21 protein-coding genes and 2 pseudogenes are annotated in these 24203 nt (G+C 56.1%); 6 read left to right on the forward strand and 17 right to left on the reverse strand.

The window, feature by feature from the left end; all coding sequences use genetic code 11:
• Window positions 1–182: 182 nt before the first annotated feature.
• The 5 genes and pseudogenes from AC0QHF_RS10820 to AC0QHF_RS10840 form a co-directional block, all read right to left on the reverse strand.
• Window positions 183–1643, reverse strand: a complete 1461-nt coding sequence (locus tag AC0QHF_RS10820; protein ID WP_324704220.1) for a DASH family cryptochrome — start codon at window positions 1641–1643, stop codon at window positions 183–185.
• Window positions 1644–1655: 12 nt separating this feature from the next.
• The gene (locus AC0QHF_RS10825; RefSeq protein ID WP_324704221.1) at window positions 1656–2552 is read right to left on the reverse strand and encodes a succinate--CoA ligase subunit alpha; all 897 of its coding nucleotides are present in this window, start codon (window positions 2550–2552) and stop codon (window positions 1656–1658) included.
• A gap of 21 nt (window positions 2553–2573) precedes the next feature.
• Entirely contained in the window at window positions 2574–3734 is a 1161-nt protein-coding gene (locus tag AC0QHF_RS10830; protein WP_324704222.1) for a succinate--CoA ligase subunit beta, read from the reverse strand.
• Window positions 3735–3924: 190 nt separating this feature from the next.
• Window positions 3925–3996 (reverse strand): annotated as a pseudogene (locus tag AC0QHF_RS10835) (zinc ribbon domain-containing protein); the annotation flags it as partial.
• A 175-nt stretch (window positions 3997–4171) separates the two neighbouring features.
• Window positions 4172–5779, reverse strand: coding sequence for a glycosyltransferase family 2 protein (locus AC0QHF_RS10840; protein WP_324704223.1), 1608 nt, complete (start codon window positions 5777–5779; stop codon window positions 4172–4174).
• 300 nt (window positions 5780–6079) lie between these two features.
• On the opposite strand from AC0QHF_RS10840, the gene ebsA reads away from it, so the two are divergent.
• On the forward strand, window positions 6080–6469 hold the full coding sequence (gene ebsA, locus AC0QHF_RS10845) for a type IV pilus biogenesis protein EbsA (protein ID WP_324704224.1): 390 nt from the start codon (window positions 6080–6082) through the stop codon (window positions 6467–6469).
• 250 nt (window positions 6470–6719) lie between these two features.
• Complete coding sequence (locus tag AC0QHF_RS10850) at window positions 6720–7817, forward strand: phosphotransacetylase family protein (RefSeq protein WP_324704225.1); 1098 nt, start codon at window positions 6720–6722, stop codon at window positions 7815–7817.
• A 56-nt stretch (window positions 7818–7873) separates the two neighbouring features.
• On the opposite strand, the gene AC0QHF_RS10855 is transcribed toward AC0QHF_RS10850, so the two are convergent.
• From AC0QHF_RS10855 to AC0QHF_RS10865, 3 genes are all read right to left on the reverse strand, one after another.
• On the reverse strand, window positions 7874–9886 hold the full coding sequence (locus AC0QHF_RS10855) for a hybrid sensor histidine kinase/response regulator (RefSeq protein WP_324704226.1): 2013 nt from the start codon (window positions 9884–9886) through the stop codon (window positions 7874–7876).
• Window positions 9887–10005: 119 nt separating this feature from the next.
• Window positions 10006–11289, reverse strand: a complete 1284-nt coding sequence (locus tag AC0QHF_RS10860) for a bifunctional folylpolyglutamate synthase/dihydrofolate synthase (RefSeq protein ID WP_324704227.1) — start codon at window positions 11287–11289, stop codon at window positions 10006–10008.
• Window positions 11290–11384: 95 nt separating this feature from the next.
• On the reverse strand, window positions 11385–11660 hold the full coding sequence (locus tag AC0QHF_RS10865; protein WP_324704228.1) for a hypothetical protein: 276 nt from the start codon (window positions 11658–11660) through the stop codon (window positions 11385–11387).
• 664 nt (window positions 11661–12324) lie between these two features.
• Between AC0QHF_RS10865 and psbO the strand changes: the two genes are divergently transcribed.
• Window positions 12325–13161, forward strand: a complete 837-nt coding sequence (gene psbO / locus AC0QHF_RS10870; protein ID WP_324704229.1) for a photosystem II manganese-stabilizing polypeptide — start codon at window positions 12325–12327, stop codon at window positions 13159–13161.
• Between the two features lie 392 nt (window positions 13162–13553).
• Window positions 13554–14333: an RNA polymerase sigma factor SigF gene (locus AC0QHF_RS10875; protein WP_324704230.1), complete on the forward strand. Its 780-nt coding sequence runs from the start codon at window positions 13554–13556 to the stop codon at window positions 14331–14333.
• A gap of 157 nt (window positions 14334–14490) precedes the next feature.
• On the opposite strand, the gene pirA is transcribed toward AC0QHF_RS10875, so the two are convergent.
• The 3 genes from pirA to AC0QHF_RS10890 form a co-directional block, all read right to left on the reverse strand.
• On the reverse strand, window positions 14491–14646 hold the full coding sequence (gene pirA / locus AC0QHF_RS10880) for an arginine synthesis PII-interacting regulator PirA (RefSeq protein WP_324704267.1): 156 nt from the start codon (window positions 14644–14646) through the stop codon (window positions 14491–14493).
• Window positions 14647–14755: 109 nt separating this feature from the next.
• A complete protein-coding gene (locus tag AC0QHF_RS10885; protein ID WP_324704231.1) occupies window positions 14756–15133 on the reverse strand; it encodes a hypothetical protein in 378 nt (125 codons plus the stop codon).
• 123 nt (window positions 15134–15256) lie between these two features.
• Window positions 15257–15379, reverse strand: a complete 123-nt coding sequence (locus AC0QHF_RS10890) for a hypothetical protein (protein WP_324704232.1) — start codon at window positions 15377–15379, stop codon at window positions 15257–15259.
• A gap of 159 nt (window positions 15380–15538) precedes the next feature.
• On the opposite strand from AC0QHF_RS10890, the gene AC0QHF_RS10895 reads away from it, so the two are divergent.
• Window positions 15539–17035 carry a CIA30 family protein gene (locus tag AC0QHF_RS10895; protein ID WP_324704233.1) on the forward strand — a complete coding sequence of 499 codons (1497 nt, stop codon included), beginning with the start codon at window positions 15539–15541 and terminating at the stop codon, window positions 17033–17035.
• A gap of 389 nt (window positions 17036–17424) precedes the next feature.
• Here AC0QHF_RS10895 and AC0QHF_RS10900 read toward each other — a convergent pair.
• The 5 genes and pseudogenes from AC0QHF_RS10900 to AC0QHF_RS10920 all read right to left on the reverse strand — a co-directional run.
• Window positions 17425–17802, reverse strand: a pseudogene (locus tag AC0QHF_RS10900) (ribonucleotide-diphosphate reductase subunit beta); the annotation flags it as partial.
• Between the two features lie 608 nt (window positions 17803–18410).
• Complete coding sequence (locus AC0QHF_RS10905; RefSeq protein ID WP_324704234.1) at window positions 18411–18617, reverse strand: ferritin family protein; 207 nt, start codon at window positions 18615–18617, stop codon at window positions 18411–18413.
• 304 nt (window positions 18618–18921) lie between these two features.
• On the reverse strand, window positions 18922–19128 hold the full coding sequence (locus AC0QHF_RS10910; RefSeq protein ID WP_324704235.1) for a ribonucleotide-diphosphate reductase subunit beta: 207 nt from the start codon (window positions 19126–19128) through the stop codon (window positions 18922–18924).
• Between the two features lie 254 nt (window positions 19129–19382).
• A complete protein-coding gene (locus tag AC0QHF_RS10915; protein ID WP_324704236.1) occupies window positions 19383–19544 on the reverse strand; it encodes a ribonucleoside-diphosphate reductase in 162 nt (53 codons plus the stop codon).
• Window positions 19545–19828: 284 nt separating this feature from the next.
• Complete coding sequence (locus tag AC0QHF_RS10920) at window positions 19829–23128, reverse strand: ribonucleotide reductase N-terminal alpha domain-containing protein (RefSeq protein WP_473113661.1); 3300 nt, start codon at window positions 23126–23128, stop codon at window positions 19829–19831.
• Between the two features lie 294 nt (window positions 23129–23422).
• Between AC0QHF_RS10920 and AC0QHF_RS10925 the strand changes: the two genes are divergently transcribed.
• Window positions 23423–23827, forward strand: coding sequence for a DUF4346 domain-containing protein (locus AC0QHF_RS10925; protein WP_324704237.1), 405 nt, complete (start codon window positions 23423–23425; stop codon window positions 23825–23827).
• A gap of 70 nt (window positions 23828–23897) precedes the next feature.
• Here AC0QHF_RS10925 and psb30 read toward each other — a convergent pair whose 3' ends face one another.
• Window positions 23898–24029 (reverse strand): photosystem II reaction center protein Ycf12/Psb30, encoded by a 132-nt coding sequence (gene psb30 / locus AC0QHF_RS10930; protein WP_324704238.1) that lies wholly within the window; start codon window positions 24027–24029, stop codon window positions 23898–23900.
• Window positions 24030–24203 lie beyond the last annotated feature (174 nt).

The following is a 24203-nucleotide window of genomic DNA, read 5'->3' on the forward strand; positions in this document are numbered from 1 at the left end:
CACCCGAGGGGGTGAAAGCCTTACCGGGAGGCTATTTCAGGCATTTCAGCCCTATTTCACTCCCGAACGAATCGCACGACTTCCCTATCTATAGCAGTGTGAAAGGATTCGTGAAAATTCGATCCGGTCAAAGCCCCCATAATTGGGGGTTTGGGGGCTAGATATGTTTCATGATGACTTCCCTATCTATTCTGACTCAACGCCCGTTCGTAAACCCGCCGGTTGTCTCGGACGGACTGTTGCAAATCCACCATCGGATGGGGATAGTCCACCCCCAAATGTACTCCAAATTGCCGTTGTTCTGCATTTGATAACGTCCAGGGGGCGTGAATCTTCGATGCGGGAATGGCAGATAATTCTGGCAACCAATGTCTGACATATTCCCCTTTGGGATCGTAATCTTTCGACTGTTTGGGGATGTTGAAATAGCGGAAACCCCGGGCGTCGTTGCCCACCCCGGCCGTATAGTTCCAATTTCCCCAATTGCTGCAGACATCGTAATCGATCAGCAGGGACTCGAACCATTCGGCGCCGATTTGCCAGTCGATTCCCAAATTTTTTGTTAAAAAACTCGCCACATTTTGCCGCCCCCGGTTGGACATGAACCCCGTCGCCGCCAGTTCTCTCATGTTGGCATCGACGAGGGGAAATCCGGTGGTCCCAAGCCGCCAGCGATCGCACTGTTCCCAGTCCTCCCGCCAGGGGATCTCCACCCCCTGCAATCCGGATTTTCGGAAGATTTTGTCGCCGTGTTTGAGGCAGATAAAGCGAAAATAGTCCCGCCACAACAATTCAAATATTAACCAATAAGTCGAATCGTTTTTGACCCGATTTTCTTCGTATTCCCGGACTTGTTGAGCGATGAAGCGGGGAGAAAGGCAACCGGAAGCCAACCAGGGGGAAAATTTGGAGGAATAGTCGGGACCCAACATTCCGTTTCGGGTTTGCTTGTAGTTTTTCAGACAATCCCGCTCCCAAATATAGTTGTTTAATCGATTCAAACCCGCCGTTTCGCCGCCTTGAAAGTTTAAAACGGCGCGGCTGTCAAAAACTGGAGGTTCGAGTCCGAGTTCTTCTAAGGTGGGAATGGAACCGGGTTCGATGTCGGGTAAGGGGGGCAAATTTTTGGGGGTTGGAAAAGCTGGATAAACGGTCGATTTTTTTTCGACTTGTTTTCGGAATTGGGTAAAAACTTCGGGGATATTTTGTATGGGAAAGGGCAGGTCTTCGAGATGATAGAGGGTCGCGCCCCAAAAGGATTGGGTCGGGATATCGGTGCTGTTTTTGAGATTATTTTCGACGGTAATTTCTTCTGATGTGACTTCTTTGTGATAGTAAATTTTATCGACGTTTAATTTTTTTGCGATCGCGGCAATTGCCATTTCGGGATGTCCGACTCGCACCACCAAATCGCATCCCAATTGTTGTAAATTATGGCGCAAATTTGTAACACTTTCAATTATAAACTGCGCTCGAAATGAGCCGGTTTTCGGAAATCCGAAGGCAGTTTTTCCGAATTTTCGCGGGTCGAAACAGTAAACGGGTATAATTTTGGCATCCGCTTTCAGGGCGACGTGCATCGGTTCATGATCGTGCAGGCGGAGGTCGTTTCGATACCAAATTAAAATTATTTTTTGATTCACCACAACACTCGACTATCGCTTTTTTTTAAGGGACTTTTTCAGCAGATCGGGAATTTGGGAGGGGCGTGTGGCGACGGGAATTTTTGCTTTTTTGAACGCCGCAATTTTGCTCTGGGCCGTGCCGGGGTGGGCGGCTTCCGTAAATTTGGAGGTGATGATCGTGCTGGCGTGGCCGATGAGTTGGACTTGGGGGGCGTGGAGTCCGGCGATGTAGGCGACGACGGGTTTATCGATGGTTTCGGCGATGTAGGATGCGGCCTCTTCTTCGCTCGCGCCGCCCACTTCTCCCACCAAAACGATCGCATCGGTATTGTCGTCCTCGTCCAAAATTTGCAGCCACTGGATGAAGGACGACCCCACAATCAGGTCACTGCCGATGCTGACACCGAGGGACTGGCCAAATTTGGCGCGGGTCAGGATTTGAGCGACTTCGTAGGTGAGGGTGCTGCTGCGGCTGATCAGGCCGATGGGACCGGGGGTGTACAATTCGCCGGGGTGGGTTCCCAACAGTAAAGTGTCGGGGACGATGATCCCGGGACAGTTGGGGCCGACGACGAGGGTTTCCGTGGCTTCGGCCTTCCGAACCAGGCGCACCATGTCCAGCGGTGGCATTCCCTCGGTAACGATCACGAGTTGGCGGATGCCGGCGTCGATCGCCTCCAGGGCCGCGTCGAGGACTTCGTAGGGGTGGACGAAGATCACCGTCGTATCCAGGGGGCCCACAGCCGCCTGGGCCTGTTCCACCAGGTCAAATACGGGGATGTCGTCCCCCTTCGCACCCCCCCGGCCGGCGCTGACGTAGGCAACGACGTTAGTCCCGTAGGCTTTCATCTTCAGGGCCGCGCGGAGCGACGAGTCGGAGGCTCTCAAACCCTGAATAATGACTTTGCTATCTGGCGTTAAATTCATGTCAGTTCTGGGAATCGTGAACTATCGGGCCGAAGCCACCGCTTCGGTGACGGCATCATCCAAGGTTTCGACGAGCGTCACCGGCAGGTCTTCAAAAAGCCCTTGGGTCGTCTTGAGGTCAGTCACGTTCAGGCGGAGGACGATTTGGGGAAGGGGGCGATTTTGTCCGCGCCCTTTCAAATGGGCCGCGATCGCCTCGGCCAGGGGATCGGCGGCGGTCTGGTGGCCGAGCCAGTTGACCAAAACCACTTTCACCCGGTTCGATCGCATCACCAATTCCAACCCCCGGCAGAGGCGGTCGCGGAGACTCTCCGAGGCCTCGAAATCATCTTCACCGCCCAAATTCAAGAAATTCGCCGGTTTGCCCTGGGCTGCGATCACCTGGTCGAGGGTCGTCATCGTCAGGGCCGCGCCGTTGCACAGGATGGCGATATTGCCGTCGAGTTCCACCAAATCGGGGCGGTCGGGGGGCAAAACCGCCTCCCGGACAGTTTCCAAATGGTCTTCCCGGGACGGTTCCGGTTGGTTGCGGACCAACATCACCAAATCCGCGTGGCGCCCGAGTGCCCCATTGTTGGCGACCACCTTCCCGTCCAGGGCCATCACCTCCCCGGTGGGACTGATGCCGAGGGGGTTAATTTCCACCAAATCCAGGTCTTTGTCCACGAACAGGCGGTACATTTTCTCCACGATATTGCTAACGGCGAGGTGATGGTGGTCTTGCAACCCCATTTTCACCATCAGGCGGCGAGCGTAAAAGGGGGAAAATTCCTGATCGACCACCACCTGTTTGATGTGGGACAGGGTCGCCTCCACGTTCACCCCCCCTTGCAGGGAGCCGAGGAGCAGGGGGCGGCGGATCACCGGGTCAAGGATCACCGCCAGATAGAGTTCCTGGTCCGCGTCGTATTTGGCTTCCGCCAGGAGGACCTGGGGATATTCGTCCCGGATGGGGAGGTTAAAAATCGTCTGGGCGGCGGCCACCGCGTCGATGGTATTTTCGACGAACTTGATCCCCCCCGCCTTTCCCCGCCCCCCCGAGCGGACTTGGGATTTGAGAACCACCGGATAGGGAATATTCAACCCTTTGAGATCGTGGGCGCGATCGATTCGCTGGGAGGGCAACACCGGGATTGCCATCTGGCGAAATAGGGTTTTTGCTTGGTACTCTAGCAAATCCATGGGACTCCGTTCTAAAAAACCGACTCAAACCTATCCATGGGTTGTCCAAATCTCGGCTGGCGTTGGATGGGCTCGATGTTTTCTTCGGAGCTTCGCCGAAGGAAGTGTCGGCACTCTCCGGTCCACCGGCTGACACGGGCGAACTGCCCGCCATCCCTCGACTCCGCTCGGGAACCATTGCCAAATTTTTAGCCGCATTCAAGTCTCGATCGCAGTCAAACCCGCATTTTTCGCAGCGATACACTCGCTCCGATAACGGCATCGAGTCTTTGACGTCAGAGCCGTTTGAACGACTAAGCCAAGATGACAACTTCCAGAAAGATGGGATGGACCCATTGTCCGGCTCGATGCAACAAAACGCCTCAACCCCCGAAAATTCCGTGAACAGACCAATATTGAGAATGTTTAGCTAGATTTTGGGTTTCTGTCAAACACCCTCAAGGGCGATCAGGGGTTCCTTGATGGACCGTCTTCACCCATTTGAGACGTTTCGGACGCACCGAGATGCGGACGGTCGTGCTGGCGACGACGATCAGCCAATGAAACATATACACCGTACCACGGAGGGTCTGAAACAATGTAGTGACGTAGGACACCCGGGGGAAGTTGGGGGTGCGATCGCCGGTTTCCGAGGTTTCCGTCGCGCCTTCAGCGGGGGCGTCCGGCAGCGGTTTCACCGTCCCCAGGCTGCGGCGCAGGCCGACGAACATCCCGAACAGGGAGAGGGTGACGGCCAGCAGGGTGATGGGGGTGGTGACGGGCGGACGGCGGAGGATGGCGGACAGGAGCAGGTCGGGGACGGCGGCCATCGGCAGCAGGTATTGGGTGACCAAAAAGCCGAACAGATCGACCTTTTTGCCGAAGTTGAGGCGATCGCCGAGGAGGAATTTCCCGTAGTCGAGATAGCGCTGGTAGCCGCCTTCGGCCCAGCGGTTGCGCTGGTGCCAGAGGGCCCTCGGGCCGGTCACGCCTTCTTCAAAGACGACGGCTCGATCCAGGAAGGCGATGTCCCAGCGGTCTAGGTGCAGGCGGAGGGTGAGGTCGAGGTCGTCGGTGATGGTTTCTTCGCACCAGCCGCCGCAGGTTTCCAGGGCGCGGCGGCGGACAAATTCGCCGTTGCCCCGCAGTTCCCCGATGCCGCCGACGGCGACGCGCTGTTTTTGGAAAAAGGCATCCAGAGCCATCTCGGCGGCCTGGGAGCGGGTCCAGAAGTTGAAGGATGCGTTGGCGATCGCCTTTTGCAGTTGTACGGCTCCCACCCGTGCGGCCCGAAATTCGGGGACGACGTGCCGCAGCAGGTCGGGGGCCACCTGGGCGTCCGCATCGAAGACGCCGACGATTTCGCCGCGGGTCAGGGGCAGGACTTGGTTGAGGGCGCCCGACTTGCCGCCGGTGGCGGTTTCGTCGCGGCGGAGGACGTTGAGCTGCCGGTAGCGTCCGGCCAACTCGTCGAGGACCGAAGGGGTGCGATCGCTGCTGTTGTCGTCGATGACCCACAATTCGTAGCAGTGGGCCGGGTAGTCGAGATTGCAGAGGTTTTTGACCAAGTTGCCGATCACGGCCTCCTCATTCTTGGCGGCGACGAGGAGGGAGACAAAGGGCCAGTCGTCTCCGGCCGGCTCCGGCTCGATTTCCCCCCGGCGGGGGTCGGCGAACAAAACCCGCAGGGCGTGCAGGGTCAAGACACCGCCCAGACCCCAGAGCAGCCAAGCCCCCCAGGAAATCAAGTGCAGGGTGAGAGTCCCGCCCCAGATGACGGTGAGGGCCGCGGCCGCCTTGCGCCGCCGGTGTTGATAACACTGGGGGGGGACCGACAGGGCGTCCGCGTCGCGGGGGGCGGGTTGCGGGGGCCGGTGGGGGGCCGCGATCGCGCCATTTGGCAGGTTTCGGAAGCGCCGGATATTCCGCAGGGGAAATCGGGGAGTCCGTCGGGTGCTATGGGACGGGCCCGAATCCCGGGGGTTCTGGCGCATTTCATATAACCCGGTCGTGCCTCGACTGGTCGGATTCTGACGCTGATGGTTCGGCCGAGATGTCTCTGGCATAGATGATCTCAATTCAATACTCAATGGTCGTTCCTCTACATTGTCCTCCACCCGGAGCGGGGATTCACAGGTCGTCGAGTTCCCCCGCCCGAAGGCATCGTCAGGCGATCGCGCCGGCCGGTTTTCGAGCCGTAATTCCGACCCCCGATGAGAATCAATGCTGCTATATAGTATCCAACATTGTCGGGAAATTCGCCGGTTGATCTTCGGGTATCGGCGCATCCGAGGAAGGCTCGGGTCCGCCAAGGGACTCACCCGTCGCCTAAGATGGAAGAGATGGGCGTTCGCAGGAGTTTGACCATGACCGATTCGGCCGCAGTCCTCAAAGAACTCAAACCGGCGGAGAAGCGGGAAGTCGGGGTTTATCTGCCCTACTACGATGACAAAAAGCGGCGGTATTTGCCGTTGTCGATCAGTCTCTACCGAGAAAAAAGCCTGGAGGGGGCGCGAAAAATTGACGGCGGGGAGGACATCCCCTTCGTGGCCACCTGGAGCGTTTCGACGCTGCCGGCGGACCTGACCCGATGTCGGGTGATGTTCGACGGAAACGCCGATCTGAGCTACGAAGTGATCATGGCGAATTATGAATTCATCAAGTACCTGATCGATATCGTCCACAATTTCCGCCTCAACCACACGATCGATTTTTCCCAGGAGTTTTACAAGCGGTTGCTGCACATGGAATCGTGACCGGAAATGCGATCGCCTCGCCGACCCCTCTCACCCCCGGCGGAGGGCGGGCGATCGATGAACGTGGAAACCTTTATAATGGGGGCACCCGTCGCCCGAGTGCGTCCGGAGAAGGGGAGAATTGGGGTCGCCCCGCTACCCGGCATGACGATGACAGGTCAGCGACACCGAACCCGCCCCCCGTGAAGTGATGTCCGGAAACATCAGATTCTAGGAAATGGCGTTGAATGCAAGTGGAGGAGTCAATTGCGTGGCTAAATCTGCCAAGTATCTTTTAATCGGATCGATCGAACCTTACAGCGGCAAGTCTGCGGTCGCCCTCGGTTTGGCTTATCAGTTGAAAAATCGGGGGTTTGACGTGGCTTACGGCAAACCCCTCGGGACGGACATGGATGGCGCTCCGGACGGGGGGGGAGATGCCGACTTTCAATTTATCGCCCAAACCCTGGGACTTTCCGAATCCCACCTGCGACCGCCCGTCGTGATGCTCGACGACGCCACCATTGACCAGCATCTCCACCATCCGGACAGCGCGGGCTACCGCCGGGAGCTGGCCGGTTATCGGGAACGGACGGGGGGGGATTGCGTGTTGCTCGAAGGTCCGGGAACCCTGCAGGAGGGGAGTCTGTTCGACCTGTCGCCGATCCGGATCGCCGAGGTGTTGGACGCCGCGGTGATGTTGGTCGTCCGCTTCGACTCCCAGCGGTTTTTGGACGAGTTGCTCTCGGCCCGGGAACGGTTGGGCGACCGCCTGCTGGGCATCGTCGTCAACGACCTGACGCCGGAGCACTCCGAGACCCTTCAAACTCGGGTCCAACCCTTTTTGGAAAGTCACGGCATCCCGATTTTGGGCCTGCTCCCCAGACACGCCCTGCTGCGGAGCGTCACCGTCGGCGAACTGGCCCGGCAGCTCGACGCCCAGGTCGCCTGCGGCCGGGAGCGGTTGGACCTGATGGTGGAGAGCCTCAGCGTCGGCGCAATGAACGTGAGTTCGGCGATGAAGTATTTCAGCCAATCGCACAACATGGCGGTGGTGACGGGGGGCGATCGCCGGGACATCCAAATGGCCGCCCTGGAACAATCGACTCACTGCCTGATCTTGACGGGACAACTGCCCCCTGACCCGATGGTGATCGCCCGGGCCGAGGAGCTGGAAATTCCGATCCTGTGCGCGGACCTCGACACCCTGACGACGGTGGAGATCATCGACCGCGCCTTCGGCCGGGTCCGCCTCCACGAAGCCAGCAAGGTGGAGTGCATCGCCCAAATTATGGCGGAACACTTCGACCTGTCCCGACTCCTGGAAATGACGGGTTGGGAAGCGATCGCCCCCGCCAATTTGGCTTGAGATCCCGTCTGTCCGGCGACCCGAAACTCCCCGTCCGCGCCCGGGCCGCTCCGCTCTCAACGGTCCGACCGGACGAATTTGAGTCCGAGCAGTCGGCTCATTTTTTTCAACAATTCCTCATACTCAAACGGCTTGTCTACAAAATCATCGCATCCGACGGAGAGCAGCGCTTCGCGATCGCGGTCGAAAACGCTGGCCGTCAGGGCGATGATCGCCGTTTCCGCCCCGCCGGGGGAGTTCTTGATCTGGCGGGTGGCCTCAAAGCCATCCATCTCCGGCATCCGCATATCCATCCAGATCAGGTGCGGGTGCCAGTCCGACCAGATTCGGACCGCCTCCCGGCCGTCCCTAGCCCGCCGGACTTCAAAACCGGCGCGGGTGAGAAACTCCGCCAAAACGAAGCTGTGGCTGGGGTCGTCCTCGGCCACCAAAATCCGATAGGTGCGGCCGTCGGGGACCCGTTTCGCGGTGGTGTCGGACGGGATTTTTGCACGGTCCGCGATCGCGGCGGTGGTGACCGGAATTTCAAAAAAGAATTTCGCCCCCCGACCCACTTCACTGGCGACATCCAATTCCCCCCCCATCACCCGCACGAACTGATAGCTGATCGCCAAACCCAAACCCGTGCCTTCAAAGGCCTTCAACCCCGCTTCGGTTTGGGCGAACGGCTCGAAGAGTCGGTCCCGTTCTTCTCGGGAAATTCCCGGCCCGGTATCCTCCACTTCAAACCGCAGGTGCAACAGGTGATCGTCCGGCGTCAAAACTTGTTGGGGTCCGCTGCGCGTCACCCGCAACGTCACCGTCCCGGCCTCGGTAAATTTGATGCCGTTGTCCAACAGATTTAACAGCACTTGGCGGAGTTTGCCGGCGTCCGCCACGACGGGTTGGGGAATGTCCGGATCTCGCTCGAACTCGAGTTTTAACCCCTTGGATTCCGCCCGCATTTTCAGCAGGTGTTCGAGGTTGTCCAACAGTTGAAAGACGTCGAATTCCGTTTCCTTGAGTTTGATCTGTCCGGCTTCGATTTTGGACATATCCAACACGTCGTTGATCAGCGCCAGCAGGTGGCGCCCGCAGCGGATCACCGTCTCTAAATATTGGTGGTGCTTGACCGAAAGGTTCGGGTCCCGCAGCATCAGTTGGGTAAAGCCCAGGATCGAATTGAGCGGCGTCCGCAACTCGTGGCTCATCCGGGCCAGAAACTCACTTTTCGCCCGGTTCGCCCGGTCGGCCGTCTCCTTCGCCTGCTGCAAAATGACGGTCTGCTGCTGGGCGTGGATGAGCAGTTGCGCCAACTTCTGCTCCGCCTGCTTGCGATCGCTGATATCCGTCACCATCGCCAGGGTGGCGATGCACTCCCCCGCTTCGTCCCGGATGGGATTGGTGGAAATCAAGGTCCACAGGCTGCCCCCGTCCCGCCGGGGCAGACACAGCTCGTGCTGGCCCGGGTCGCCCCGGCGGGAATTCTCGCACAAATGTTCGGCTTCGGGGATGTCGGCGAGGGCGACGCACTCGGTGGGGGAGCGCTCCGAAATGTCCTCGGCCCTATAGCCCAGCATGGCGGCCATCTGGGCGTTGGCGTAGATCGTCCGGCCGTCGCGGGCGATCATCCAAATTCCCTCCCGGGCCGTCTCGACGATCTGGCGGTATTTTTCCTCGCTTTGGCGCAGGGCCTCCTCGGCCCGCCGGCGGTTCGCCCGTTCCCGGCTTTCCCGCATTGCCCGCCCCACGGCCAGGGGCAGCCGCGACAGCCGCCGTTTCAAGACGTAATCCGTCGCCCCCAGTTTCAGGGCGTCGATCGCCTGTTCTTCCCCCAACTGTCCGGAAACCAAAATGAAGGGCATCTCCGGGTCGAGTTCCCGGGCAATTTGCAGCGCGCTGATGCCGTCGAAGGCGGGAAGGGCGTAGTCGGCCAGGATCAGGTCGTATTTTTCGGTGTTCAGCGACCGGACAAATTCATCCTGGTTTTCGACGCGCATCCAGCGACATTCAATCCCCGCATTGGTCAGGATCGTGCGGATCAGTTCCACATCGACCGGATCGTCTTCGAGCAATAAAATACTCAACATGGATGGGGCAGGACTATATAATGGTGGGCGATCGCGGATTCTGACCGTGCGGGTTGAGAATGCACAATTGACCATTCAAATCTTACCAAATTTTGGGGGGACAACTCATCCTCCCCAAGTCAGATTTCCGCGTCCGCCCGCCGTTTGTATTCTTTCAAAATCGCCCCCGCCAGGTACAGGGACCCGCACAAAATCACCGGTTTCTCAGAGGTGGTCAAAACGCTCTCCAAACCGGCGATCGCATCGGCGTGGGTGCGGCAGGACCCCAAATCCGGACACACAGTCCGGGCGAGGGCGGCGAGGTCTTCGGGAGCGGCGGAACTGTGGTCGGGGACGGGAACCAAATCCAAGCGGTCGCCGGGGCGCAGCAGGGCGCGAAAAATGTCGGCGTGGTCTTTGGTGGAGAGCATCCCCATCACCCAATGAATGGGAGGGACAATCACCCCGAATGCTTGCAGGTCGTCCGCGTACCGTCGCAACTCAGCCGCGGCCGCCCGGTTGTGGGCTCCGTCGATCAGAAATTGGCGGTCGCCCCGGGCGACCCACTGCAGGCGCCCGGGCCACCGGGTTTTGGCGATTCCGTCTGTAACCGCCCGGTCCGGAACCGCCCACCCCTGTTCCCGCAGGACGTCGATGGCCGCGATCGCGATCGCCGAGTTGACCAGTTGCACCCGCCCGGGCAGGGGGAGCCGGTACTCCAGACCGTTGTAGGAAGCGACCGGCTCGAAGGGGTGGGATGTCACGAGTCGGGCCGGCTCCACCCACATAGCCGGACAGCCGAGTTCGTCCATGCGGTCGGCGACCACTTTCCGGGCTTCCGGGGGCAGGGGACCGACGATGGCCGGCCGGCCGGGTTTGAGGATTCCCGCCTTTTCCCGGGCGATGTGGGCGAGGGTGGGGCCGAGGCGCTGCCGGTGTTCCAGGCTCAGGCTGGTGATGACGCAGGCGATGGGGCGCGCGATGACGTTGGTGGCATCGAGACGCCCCCCCAGCCCCACTTCCACCACCGCCACGTCCACGTCCTGTCCGGCAAAATACAGCCAGGCCGCCGCCGTGATGACTTCAAATTGGGTGGGGGAGGGTTCGTCTTCGGGGATGGCCGCGGCGACCTCTCGGAGGAGGTCCCGGAAGTCGGCTTCGGAAATGGGGACGCCATTGATATTGATGCGTTCGGTCCAATCGACCAGATGGGGGGAGATGTAGCGCCCGACCTGATATCCGGCCTCCGCCAAGATGGAGGAGAGGTACGCGCAGACGGAGCCTTTCCCGTTCGTCCCGGCGACGTGCAGGGTCGGGACTCGCCGCTGGGGGTCGCCCAAGCGGTGCAGGAGGGTTTGAATCCGCTCCAAACCGAGGTGGACGCCGAAGCGCTGGAAGGGTTGTAAGAGAGTTTCGAGGTTCACGGTGTCGCTGTGTCGGGGGGTTCGGTCGCGTTGCTCTCAAAAATTAACCGGGCGGGGTCCCCGAATCCCCAGGCAGGGTTCGACCCCGATACCGGTCAGGTTTTTTTCGGCTCGGATGGGGCGGTCTCCTCCAGGGGAAACCGCTTCAAGAGCGATCGCAGGGAGTTGCGCGGAATGTAGGGCCACCCGCCTTCGGATTCGATCTCCCGCAGCAAATGATACAGTTCCTGTCTGTTTTTCGGCAACGTCTTCTGAAACAAATCGTCCCGGATTTCCTGGTGCAACCGCTCCAAAGTCCGCAGCAAGGCCAGCAGGGCTCGCCCGTCTCCCCGCGCTTCCTCCGCCAGCTCCTCAACGGTCTGAGTCAGCATTTGCAATGCCTTGTCAAAATCGGTCTCGCGCTCCATCATCATCGGTCACTTATTTCAAGGATACGAATCGCGGTGGATTCGGCTTCGATCATAGCTCCAACTCCCCCGCTATGAAAGCGCGATCGGGAAATTGACTCGCGTCCGTCAACTCGACGCCGAAAAATTTGTACTTCCCGTAACAAAAAGGTCCCGAGCCGTGTAAAATGCTGTATTGGACAGCTTACACTCGCGGTCGGGCAGACCGTGAAAGCTTGGGTCGGGCCCGGCTACAACCCGGACGTTGTAAAATTCCGGTGCCCCGCGAAGCCAGAATCCTCATCCCTATTCGGGCGAGGAGCGTTAACCTGTCCCCATCGCCGAACAATTTTCCATGGGACTCAGAAATTGGGTCTCAAGTCTCGTCCTTTTGGGGCGGGGAGCGTCAGAACGTATCGACCGACATCTGGTCAGGGGGTCTCCTCGGAAAAAAGAGTCGCCGTCGGGGCGATGTCGGCGCGTTTCCTCTGGGGAAAGAAGGGTCGCTGACGACGGGGGACGACCATCCCGCCAGTTCAGTCGGCCCGATGTTACATAACGTGTTCAAACCGTGGCTTCAGAAGTCGTTGCCGATTTCTGGAAACTCGAAAATTGCATCACATATCGATTTTGGATATTGAGGTTGAAAATGAGATATCGCGCTTTAGTGGCAACACTTTTGGCTTTGTGCCTGAGTGTGCTGACAGCTTGCTCGGAGAGTCCCGAAGCAAAAGATCCGGCATTGTTGACTTATGATGATATTCGGAACACCGGTTTGGCTGTGAAGTGTCCCAGCCTTCCCGAAACGGCTCGGGGTTCGATCCCCCTCGACTCGGACACCACCTATGAAATTTCCGGTTTGTGTTTGGAACCGACCACCTACTTCGTGAAAGAAGAACCCAGCAACAAACGCCAAGAGGCGGAATTTGTCCCGGGCAAATTGCTGACCCGCTTCACTTACAGTCTCGACCAGGTGGGGGGAACTCTCAATTTTGAGGAGGATGGCAGCCTCAAGTTTACCGAAGAGTACGGTATTGACTTTCAGCCGATTACGGTGCAACTGCCCGGTGGCGAGCAGGTGCCGTTCTTGTTCACCATCAAAGGACTCGTCGCCAGCAGCCAATCTGGGTTAAATAGCATTAATACGTCTACAGATTTGGAAGGGGATTTTGACGTTCCCTCCTATCGGGGTTCCACCTTCCTCGACCCGAAGGGACGCGGTTTGGCCTCCGGCTACGATAATGCCGTCGCCCTGCCGGCGACCGCCGACGAAGAAGACTATATTAAAGCGAATGTCAAACTCGCCGACACCCAGTTCAAGGCCGGTCACATTTCTTTACAAGTCGCCAAAGTTGACGGCGAGAGCGGCGAAATTGCCGGCATTTTTGAGAGCGAACAACCTTCCGATACCGACCTGGGCGCTCAGGAAGCGGTTGAGCTCAAAATTCGGGGCACGTTTTATGCCCGGATTCAGCCCAAAGCCTGATTGGGCGGTTTGCGAAGCGAACTGATTCCCTCGAGTTGAAGAGCCGTTTTCAGAGGGACGATGCGTCCCTCTTTTTTGAGCTTTTGTCAACTTTTTGACAAACCGTTGCCTGGGGGGCGGGAGTCATCTTGCCGGCGATCGCCTTTTTGGTATATAATGGTTAGTCGGGATCATAATAATTGAGCCGGTTTCCACAGACCCAGCTCGCCGTCCGAGCAGCCCGGGCCGCGCCGTTTGACCCGTCCGGTTCCAAAAGCGCGGACGACTTCCCCGAGAGATTGAAAGCTGGAAAGTGTCGGGACAGGGAAACCGGGTCGTGTTTGTCAGCCCTTTGTGACTCGGGTTACAATTTATACAAGCCAGTACCCCCGCTCTACCTACACCAGGACGCCATGCAGACGACAGTCACCAACCAGCTCAAATCTGACAGTTTGGAGTTGCTGCGCGAGTATCAGCACTCCCCATCCAACGACCTTCGCAACCGGCTCGTCCAGCTCAACATCGGGTTAGTCCGCAAGGAAGTTCACCACTGGATCAACCAGTGTGCCGAAAGTTACGACGACCTGTTGCAAGTGGGCTGCATCGGCTTGATTCGGGCGATCGAGCGGTTCGATTTGTCCAAGGGCCACGCTTTCAGCTCCTTCGCCATCCCCTACATCCGGGGCGAGATCCAGCACTACCTGCGGGACAAAAGTCCGTCCGTCCGGGTTCCCCGCCAGTGGTTGACCCTGCATCGGAAAGCCGCCAAATGCACCCAGGTGCTGCAAATGGAGCTGGGGCGGAAGCCGACCGACGCCGAAATCGCCGCGGCACTGGAGATTTCCGTCGAGGAGTGGAACGAGGTGAAACTGGCCTCCCGCAACCGATCGCCGCTGAGTTTGGACGCGCCGGTTCAAGACGAAGAGGAAGGGGCGACGAGTCTGGGCGACCTGGTTCCGGACACCCGCTACCGCAGCTTCCAACTGGCCCAAGAAGATCAAATTCGCCTCCAACAGGCCCTCGCCCACCTCGAAGACGGAACTCGCAAGGTTTTGGAATTCGTGTTTCTCTACGACCTGACCCAAAAGGAAACCGCCGAGCGGATGGGAATCAGCGCGGTGACGGTATCCCGTCGCGTCAAGCGGGGGTTGAATCTCCTGAAAACCATGATGGGCGGGACCACCGACGAGTGACGTCGCCCTCGGATCTGCCTTGATCGCAGGTGGGTACTGTTTGCCGAAAAGCCCGATGATTCCTTGCATCGGGCTTTTTTTGATGTCGGTCCCGGGGGGTGGGAAGCAAACTGAAAGAAAATGCCGGTTCGGGCAACCGGCCAGAACGGGCAACAGCCTAAAGCTGCTCCATTTCTGCTTCTAACATCCGGACTAAATGTTCGTCTCCCTTGGCTTTGGCGACTTCGAGCCGGTGTTCCAGGCGCTTTTGGATGTTGGCCCGGTGGGTTTCGGATAATTTGCTGGCGCCTTTACGGTGATTTTTGTTCAGCATGGACTGTTTTTGACTCCCATTTGTGCAGGTTTTTGTTCCTGCCCCCATTATATCCGCTTTGGAGATGCCTTGAAAGCACCGCTTCCAGGCGATCACCAGCCTGATCTATCTAATCGGTCGCATTTCGCCACCTCAGAATCCTGTTGTGCCCGACCGAAAGACCCATTTCGAGCAGGCGAATCATCGGGGCGGGTTTGGCGATCGCCCACAGGTTGACCGCCAGGCAGGTACTCCCCAAACAGAGTAAGATAAACGTGGGGGCCATCACCACGCCGATGGCGAACCAGGTCCAGACGTGGGCGACCATGATCCCCGCGTACAGACTGGCGAACCCCGCCATCACGAAGGTTTGTCTCCCGGGCCGCCCCAGGGCGGTAAATAGAATCGTCTGCAGGGTGGCGATCAGGTTCATCGGCACCAAGAAGGCGCAGATCGTCCCGCAGTTTTGCCGGGAAAATTCGGCTAGAGCATTGAAGTCCAAAATCATCGAAATTTAAAATTGCTGCAACTGCCCCAATTGTAATCGCAGACTTTTCAAATTGCGATCGCATTTGTGAAAATTTAAGACTTCCGAAATAAAGCGGCTCTCCGCGAACAATTTAATCGAAATTTAATCATCTTTTTTGCGGAGTGCGGTCGTCCAAAAGTTGGTGAACATCATCAGCATCGCCCCCAAAAAAATAATTCCGGCGAGTCCGAGGGCGATCGCACTTTCCCAATCAATTGTATCCATCGATATCGCTCGAATCCTTCACTGGCATACCTTAGCACAAATACTCCCCCGATGCGGGGGCCGCCCGAAATATCCCGTCGGAGAGAGATCCCCGCCCCGCCCAGATTTTGTAACATCTCTTAATATAGTAGACAGAAAGACGCGAGACACCACACACCTATGGCTACAGACAATCAAAAAGCAACTTGGGACGGCGGTCGGTTCCTCAAAACCCTCGGCTATTTCGGCGTCATCCCCTTCGTCGGCAGTTTTCGCTGGATACAGAAATTATTCGGCGGGGACGCGCCCAAACCGGGCCAACCCGCCGAAGTCGTCCTCGTGGCGGGGGCGACGGGAGGCGTCGGCAAACGGGTCGTCCGACGCCTGCAACAGAAGGGTGTCAAGGTGCGGGCACTGGTCCGAGATGCCAGACGGGCCCGACAAATCCTCGGTCAAACCGTCGATGTCGTCGAAGCCGACATCACCATCCCGGAAACCCTCACGCCACAGGTGATGCAAGATGTCGCGGCGGTCATCTGCTGTACGGGGACGCGGGTGCAACCCGTCGAGGGCGACACCCCCACCCGAGAAAAATATTACCAGGGCATCAAATTTTACCTGCCGGAAGTCGTCGATACCCCGGAATATGTGGAATATAACGGCATCAAAAACCTCCTCGACGCCGCCCCCAATTATTTGCGAAATTCCGGTCAAAAAGTCTTGTTCGATTTCACCAAACCTTCGACAGAATTGAAAGAAACTTGGGGGGCTTTGGACGACGTGGTGATGGGGGGGACGAGCGAAAGTTCGCTCCGTTTGATCGGCGATGCGGCCCTATTTGCTGGGACGGTTTCGACGGCGAATTCCGGGGGGTTCGTCTCCGTGCGGACTCGCAATTTTGAACCGGCCCTGGACTTGTCGGAATTTGAAGGCATCGAATTGCGCGTCAAAGGGGACGGAAAGCGATATAAATTGATCGTCCGCAACGATGAAAAGTGGGACAGCATCGCCTACTGCTATTCCTTCGATACGATTTACAATATTCCCATCACCGTCCGGATTCCCTTCGATCGCCTCATTCCCGTGTTTCGTGCCCAAACCCTCAAAGACAATCCCCCCTTCGATGCGCGTCAGGTTTACGCCTTCCAGGTGATGCTGAGTAAGTTTGAATACGACGGGGAATTGAACCCGAAATTTGAAGCCGGAAATTTTCAGCTTCAAATCGAGTCCATCAAAGCTTATGGCAGTGCGGTCAAACCCCGCTTCGTGATGGTGAGTTCCGCCGGAGTCACTCGGCCGGGGAAACCGGGATTGAACTTGGAGGAAGAACCGCCGGCGGTGCGGATGAACGACCAACTGGGGGGGATTTTGACCTGGAAATTGCGGGGGGAAGATGCGGTGCGGTCGAGCGGTATTCCCTACACCATTATCCGGCCTTGTGCGCTGACGGAAGAAGCCGGGGGGGAACCGTTGATGCTGGATCAGGGGGATACGATCAAGGGAAAAGTCAGCCGGGAAGATATTTCCGAACTCTGCATTCGAGCGTTAAATGACCCCGAAGCTGCCCATGTTACCGTCGAAGTGAAAGAAGCCGAAAGTGGCGATCGCATCGATGGCGATACGAGCCTATTTTCTGCGGTCAAATCCGACCGCGATCGCCAGGCGATCGGAGTTTAAAATTCATCTCCCCCGACTCGGGGGAGGTCGAATCTTGTCGAACTTGGACAATTGGGGTATGATCGCCGTATCGATACGGAGGTCAGACCCCAGTTTCGATCTCTTCACATTGGGTCAATTCCGAACCGCCATCGCGATCGCCCCCAAATCTGGCAGAAATTCACCCCACTCTCAGCCGTCTCAGCTCAACTCTGGAGGGCACGATCGTCGTTCAACAGACCCGAAATTACCCCGATTTGGGGTGGGGAGCGTCGTCGCGATCGGCCGTTTCTTGGCTGCAAGCCGCGCGATCGCAGGGATCGCGATCGTGTCAAGTTTTAGGGGCAGAGAAAACTAAAATGGGGGCGCAACATCACCCCCACTTTGCCACTCATTTCAGTCCCGAAATTTTAAATCTCGTCCCAGCCACCGACACCGGAGGACATCACATAACTGGTGACGCTGGCTTCAAAAAAGTTCGCCTTGGTGTGGGCTTCTTTTTTGGTGTCAGAAAACCGCTCCAAATGAGTGTAAGGACTCTTGTTGTATTTCTCATCGGAATAGAGGGGATCTAACCCGATCGCCCGCAGACGGATGTTGGCGAGATATTTGGTGTACTGTTCGGTACTGTGTTCGGTGATTCCCAAAATGTTGTTCCCGACGATATGGTTCGTCCACCGACATTCGTGCTGGACCGCCGCATCGAACATTTCGTAAACGTAATCCTTGGAATGGGGAAAAATTGCCATCGCTTCGGGAATGATTTTTTGGAAGAGCCGGACATGAGATAGTTCGTCCTTTGCGTTCGGTGGGTTTCGTTAATCCCCACCCGTCTTTTTAGACTGCTACCCGTCACCGGGCAGAACAGACCATATCATAATCCTCAATTGAGGATTCCCCCCGCTTCGAGCCACTTGGCCCTACTCCGTTTCCGGATGGTCGTTGCACGTTCCCTTTCAGGCTTCGCTCAGGATTATCTATTTCTAGATTTCCCCTGAATTCAAGGGGTTTTCGATTGCCATTGCTGACAAAAGCCGCTACTTGTTAACGGTTAATCATCTTGAAAATGTCGGCACTTCCCGGCATCAACATTCGGGATGCGAGGTTGTAAAAGAAGATGACGCTATTACCCATCCTTTCGGTAGGGGCTAGAACATACCATTGTCCCGGTCGGGACACTCACCCTCTGTTCGTTGAACGTTCCACCGAGTCGGCGGCTTCGCTGCTGATTGCCCATTGTTCTGGCCGGATGCCTTACGGCTTACGACCAATCCCCCAACTTTTTTCTGCTCTCGCACCTTCGCGTTTATCCTTTCGGATTCCGATTTGGTATGGAGGCTTTAGGGCTTCCCAGCAATTTGGCGAGTTTTCATCAACACCTTGCGATGCTGCGGGGCTACTCAACTAACCCGTTGTAAAAATACATCCCCTCCAACAAGTAATCTGCCACCAGGGAAACAAAGTAATTTTCCGGGGTGGGATCGTCCACATATTGCTGATACAATCCAGCGATAAACTCGCAGCGATCGCGCAATACTTTGTCCGTCCGCCAGAAGTCGTAGACGTAGTTTCTCCGATCCGAAGGAATGATGGTTTCAATCATGTATTGATACCCGAGTTCAGAAAGGTTCGCAAAGCCTTTCCCGTGGACTAACCACAGCTACCTATCACTAGGTAGAGCAGACCATATCTTCATCCCTTTGGGATGCTCCCCATTTCCACTACCATTAGCTTGTAGTGTACGAGCGTCGCGCTCTGGTCGTTGAACCAGAATCAGCTATCTAGTCCATTGACTTATGTGCTGATTATATTGGCTGCTGATTGTCTCTATTATATTCTAATTAACAGAGAGTTCCCAGCAATTAGAGGAGTTTTCGACAGCCGTTACCGACTGAAGGAGCTATCGATTAACTCTGATTGTGCATTCCTTCTTGGGAGATTTGTTCCGCCATGCACAGGCTAACTTCGGGGGCGGTGACGCTGTTTTTAATGTACGGAATGTTGCAGGTTTGAATGGAATCCAAGAACGTCAAATAAGACAGAATTCCGTCAAATGCAACCCGTTCATCCGGGGTTAAATTCGTGTAATCCACCACATCCTGGGTGATGTCCAATTTTTCGGGTCATCGTGTTCGGTAAAGTTCGCTAGGCTTTACCCGCTTTATTCAAGCTGCTGTATGTCGCCACACAGATCGGACTATATCATCATCTAAAGGTTTAGATGTCCCCCGCTTCGACTGTCGATCGCTTACAGCCTACACCCTTTCGGGTTAGTCTCTACACCTTCTCATTTTTAGTGAGCTTGGCACGGTATTGTCTGCTCAGAGTTCCACCGTTTTCAGGGGATTTAGTCTGGGCTACCCTTGATTTAGTTAACCCAGAAATTCTCGCGCATTTGTTTGTACAAGCCAACCGCCCAAGAATAGCGGACATCGTTGAGTTGCATCAGGTTGGTAGTTTCTCCAAACCACATCGAACGGTGTTCGACGTCATCATTCCCATCGGGGTTGAAGATGGGATTGAGTGGCATTTGGGTAACTTCTTTGTTGTTGTGACCGTTAAAATTGAGGATGAGCGACATTTTTCCATCTAGAGAATAGATTATTTGCTGCGATTAAAAAAAGCTGAAAAATCGGCTTTTAATCGGCGGCAAAAACACCAAACAAAGACTGGAAAATCAGGGATTCTCCCGACCGAGGATTTGGTGACAATGAGTATTATAACGAATTCTTTTTAAATTGACCATGAAAGACCCCCGGCTTTCGCCCGGAGGCCCTTCATTGAGTCCCGCGTTATCACAAAATGAGACGATCGCTAATTCGCACAAGCCACGCAGGCATCGTCCGCTTCTTTAAAGCTGTCCCGCTGCACCGTCCTCACATAATAGACGGCTTTGCAGCCCTGTTCCCAGGCGCCCATGAGGGTTTCAAAGATGTCTTTAGCTTTGATACAGCGATCGGGTTCTTCGGGGAAGTAAATGCCCTGATTTAAGTTGAACATTAGTTCCATGGAAATCCCCGTATCGATCCACTGCTGCATGGTGGCGACAGCCTCGACGACCACTTGCTGGTTAAGGGTTTTATTTTCCGGGTAAAACCAGAAGTAATCTTTGATAAAGGGAGGAGCGATGGGGACGGTTCCTTTCGCCCATTTGTCGTAGAAAAAGCGACTGTAGCAGGGCAGGACGCTGGCGGTGCAGCCCTGAACCAAGGAAGAGGAAGTATTGGGCGCGATCGCAGTTATATGGGAATTTCTAATCCCATATTTTTTGATATCTTCGCTCAACTGCTGCCACCGTTCGGGATAGTAGGCGCGATCCAAAAACCACTCCACCGGCTTGGCGCCGATCAACTTTCCTTCACTCCAGGAACTGCCCGCAAATGCCGGATAAGCGCCCCGTTCCTTCGCCAATTCCATCGAGGTTTGGGTACAATAAAATCCGATATCCTCAAACAGGTGGCTAATTTCCCGCAAGTCGCGGTAGGAGAGGCGACGTTTCGCCAGCCAGTCCGCCAACCCCATCGCGCCGACGCCGATGGTGCGATATTTGTCGTTATGGACGCGGCTACCTTCAAAAGGAGGGTGGCTCAACTCAATGGTATTGTCCAAAATCCGCACGGCGATCGCGCAAACTTGGGGGAGATCTTCTAAGTCCAAATTCGCCAAGTTTAAACTGTTGAGGTTGCAGGTGTGGCTCTCTTCCCCCGGCTTGACATTAGACCAGCTCTCTTGACATTGCCCTGTTAGAATCCCATTAAACATTCCCAGGTGACGCTTGGGTTCAGTGAAGCAGTAGGTGTCATCCCGACGACAGGTTAGCTCGACTCGTTCGACCTTGATGAAGTGGCTGGCATTCCGCTGAGGTTTGCGCGGATTCCAACTCAGTCGATGTGTTTGAAGTCCCAACTCGGACAGCCGGTTCAACCCGTTAGACGAGATAGTAAGACGGTAAGCACTTTGACATCGGTAGTCTTTGTACCCCCCTTTACCGTCAGGCATGGGCTGCCATCCTTCTTCAACGTGTTGACCAACTTTCGAGTCAACACCGAGAGTTTGCAACATGAAACGAACGTCGAGCAGGAATCTTTTTTGGGTTGACACGATCGCCAGACTTTCGTTTACACCGTTGCGGTAAACACAGCCATCAGAATCGAGCAACCCAGCCAGCCAATCCAACCGAGAGCGCAAGGTATAGCCGTTCAACGGAACCGTGTATTTTTTAGGAATGTCTGGGGGTAGCTTGCAAACGAGACGGTCTTGCTTGATATCATCGCAGACGGCGATCGCCCCAGTCTCCCGAGAATACCAACGGCTCCCCTGACGTTTGTTCCGGACATCGAGTTGGCTCAACAACTCTTTTTTGACCCCGTACAAATCTAACTCGGGCAACCCCTCACCCGAGTAGCTTCCGTCGCCGGTAAAGAAACCGGAGGTGTAAGCATAGGGAAAGTCGATGTCATCTTCAGACTCAACCAAAGGTAGCTGATATTTAATCAGCTTGTCACCGGGCTTCAACTCGCTCGCTTCAACACGCCGGGGCTGGGATTTGTAGGAGTCCTGAATCCAGAAATGGTGGTAATAGGTACATTCGAGACTCACCCCGTTGCTAAAGTGGACTTTGAGCAGGGGTTGATTTTCCCCGGTCTTCCGCACCAAGACGTTAGACCACTCAGACCCATTCCAGACGTTAACGTATCGATCTTTGAGGTCAACGATGGGAATTTGTCCCCGGTCAGTCAAGACTCGGGTTTCGGGGGCGACACACAAATTGCCCCCCGGAATATAACCTTCGTGTTGGTTGGGGTTGGCGCGGTTGGAGGTATCTTTAAACCACAGATAAGGCATCCCCGTTTCCACCTGCGATCGCATGATCGTTTTGAACAGTTCCCGGGCGTTGATCCGCTTGTAGAGCACCAATTCCGACTCGACGGCGGCTTCGATTTTTTGATAGGCCCTCTCAAATTCTTCGCCCCACAATTGGGCCAATTCGATCCCCAATTTGGTGCGGACTTCGTAGGGGTCAACCAGGGTCCAATCCCCGCGATCGCGCACCCGTCGCATGAACTCGTCAGTAATCACCAATTGCGGGAAAATATCGTAGGCTTTGCGACGCTGGTCGCCGTTTTCCGTCTGCATTTCCAGGAATTCCGGGACGTCCAAATGCCACACGTCCAGACTGACGGTAATCGCCCCGGCCCTGCGGCCCCCCTGGTTGACGGCGATCGCGGTATCGTTGAGCAATTTAATCCAGGGAATTACCCCCCCAGAAGTGTTGGCTTTGCCCATCACCCAGCTACCCGTCGCCCTAACCGGGCTGACATTAACCCCCACACCACCGCCATTTTTGGAGATGCGGGCGGCATCTTTGATGGTGTCGAAAATGTTCTCCAGATTGTCGTCCATGCCCATGATAAAGCAGGAACTCAGGGACCCGTGGGGAATTCTCAGGTTGCCCAAAATCGGTGTCGCCAGGGAAATTTGACGGCGGGCGATCACTTCGTAGAATTTCTTGGCCCAAAACAGGCGATTTTCCGGGGCCTCCACCGCCGCCAGCAACAGGGCGCAGGTCAGCAGGGCCTCCTGGGGCAGTTCTTCCGGCAACAGATACCGCTTGGTGAGTAACACCGCCCCGGCATAATCATAATCCTTGTCCCACTCCGGTTTAATCCAGGTTCCGGCCTCCTGCAATTCCTCGTGAGTGTAGGTTAGAATGCGATCGTCGTACTGACCCGCCTCAACTTTGGTGCGGACGGTTTGCGCGTAATCCCCATACTCGTATCCGCGGCTGACGAGGGTATCTTTCCACAGACTCCAGATGTGCAGGCGCCCGGCCACATAGCGCCAGTCCGGGTCCGAAGGGCTGCACAACTCCAGGGCACAGCCGATCAGGTTATCTTGAATTTCGCGGGTGGTGACTCCGTTTCTGAGGCGGGTGGTGAGTCCGGCTTCCAAGGTGATGGGGTTGGCGTCCAAATCCGCGCAGGCCCAATTCACGACAGCACGAATTTTGGAGACGTCTAGGGGAGTGGGCGATCCATCGCGCCGGATCACCTCAATTTTGCCGTTGAAGGGGCTATCGGCTGTGGGCGAAAGGGTCTGTTGCATGATCTGCATGATCGGTTCGAGAAGTGTTAAGTAACGCTTTCCCAATGTACTGCAAATCTATATCTGGTGACAGGTATTGACAAAATTTTTTTTTTCCGCTATATCTGGTGTATCTCAACGTGTGTAAGGCGATCGGGCGATCTCAAAGTTCAAATCGAAAATCTGTATAAAGTCATACCAACCGCCCCGAATCCGGGGGATCGGGTGGGGCTAAAAATTTAAAATTATCAATTGTCAACTATCAATTATCAATTAATCCAGTGTTATGATGGATATCTTTGACGATCGCAGAATTTGACTATTGTGGCTACCCAATCAACGACGCCAAACCTGACCCCCGAAGACCGAGCCGCCCTGGACGACAAGCTCTCGCAGCGTTTTATCGAGCTGGACCCGGCGGGCTACTTTATCATTTACATCGATCGCGATGCCGGGTTGATTTGCGCGGAACACTACAGCAACGACATCAACGAAAAGGGCCTCGCCGTCGATCCCGACACCGGGGAACCCTTCCCCTGCAAGGGGCCCCTCAAACGTACCCCCATCGGCATCTACCGGGGCAGAACCGCCAAGGAACTGGGGATCAAAATCACCGAAGAAGCCGACCCCTGTCCCCTGACTTGTTACGATCACGCCCTGTACCTAGGACGGGAATTCGTGCGGGCGGAAATGGCGTTGAACGGCGGACAGGAATACATCCAAGATTGACCCAAAAATGAGGAGGCTCGGGTCGAGTCAACCCGGCCTCCCGGCGACCGACGCCAGGGGTGGAAACGAATTAGAGATCGCCACCCCGAAACGCCAGCAGAACAATCACCACCGGACCGGCAATCACGATCAGCGACAGCATGAGTAACTGGGCAATCAGTTCAAAATTGATGCTGCTGAACAAGTTTGTAATAAAGTCCATTGTGCCTCCCAACAAAACCGGATTCAGTCAAAAAAAGCTGATGATACAAACCAAGGGTTTATCATATCAGGCGATCGCGCCGTTATTTTAAGGAACGTTACAAAACTCAATACTGCGATCGCCTTTTGCGATCGCGGCCCCGTGCTAACGCGACCCCAACGGGGTTAAAATGTC

Source organism: Lyngbya sp. CCY1209 (assembly GCF_055795065.1).

Coding starts and splice junctions, on each gene's coding strand:
- AC0QHF_RS10840 (WP_324704223.1), bottom strand. CDS start 5,779: ATGCCAGAGACATCTCGGCCGAACCATCAGCGTCAGAATCCGACCAGT.
- psb30 (WP_324704238.1), bottom strand. CDS start 24,029: ATGGACTTTATTACAAACTTGTTCAGCAGCATCAATTTTGAACTGATT.
- AC0QHF_RS10885 (WP_324704231.1), bottom strand. CDS start 15,133: ATGATTTTGGACTTCAATGCTCTAGCCGAATTTTCCCGGCAAAACTGC.
- ebsA (WP_324704224.1), top strand. CDS start 6,080: ATGACCGATTCGGCCGCAGTCCTCAAAGAACTCAAACCGGCGGAGAAG.
- AC0QHF_RS10865 (WP_324704228.1), bottom strand. CDS start 11,660: ATGCTGACTCAGACCGTTGAGGAGCTGGCGGAGGAAGCGCGGGGAGAC.
- AC0QHF_RS10825 (WP_324704221.1), bottom strand. CDS start 2,552: ATGAATTTAACGCCAGATAGCAAAGTCATTATTCAGGGTTTGAGAGCC.
- AC0QHF_RS10890 (WP_324704232.1), bottom strand. CDS start 15,379: ATGGATACAATTGATTGGGAAAGTGCGATCGCCCTCGGACTCGCCGGA.
- psbO (WP_324704229.1), top strand. CDS start 12,325: ATGAGATATCGCGCTTTAGTGGCAACACTTTTGGCTTTGTGCCTGAGT.
- AC0QHF_RS10920 (WP_473113661.1), bottom strand. CDS start 23,128: ATGCAGATCATGCAACAGACCCTTTCGCCCACAGCCGATAGCCCCTTC.
- AC0QHF_RS10830 (WP_324704222.1), bottom strand. CDS start 3,734: ATGGATTTGCTAGAGTACCAAGCAAAAACCCTATTTCGCCAGATGGCA.
- AC0QHF_RS10875 (WP_324704230.1), top strand. CDS start 13,554: ATGCAGACGACAGTCACCAACCAGCTCAAATCTGACAGTTTGGAGTTG.
- pirA (WP_324704267.1), bottom strand. CDS start 14,646: ATGCTGAACAAAAATCACCGTAAAGGCGCCAGCAAATTATCCGAAACC.
- AC0QHF_RS10915 (WP_324704236.1), bottom strand. CDS start 19,544: ATGCCACTCAATCCCATCTTCAACCCCGATGGGAATGATGACGTCGAA.
- AC0QHF_RS10855 (WP_324704226.1), bottom strand. CDS start 9,886: ATGTTGAGTATTTTATTGCTCGAAGACGATCCGGTCGATGTGGAACTG.
- AC0QHF_RS10905 (WP_324704234.1), bottom strand. CDS start 18,617: ATGATTGAAACCATCATTCCTTCGGATCGGAGAAACTACGTCTACGAC.
- AC0QHF_RS10895 (WP_324704233.1), top strand. CDS start 15,539: ATGGCTACAGACAATCAAAAAGCAACTTGGGACGGCGGTCGGTTCCTC.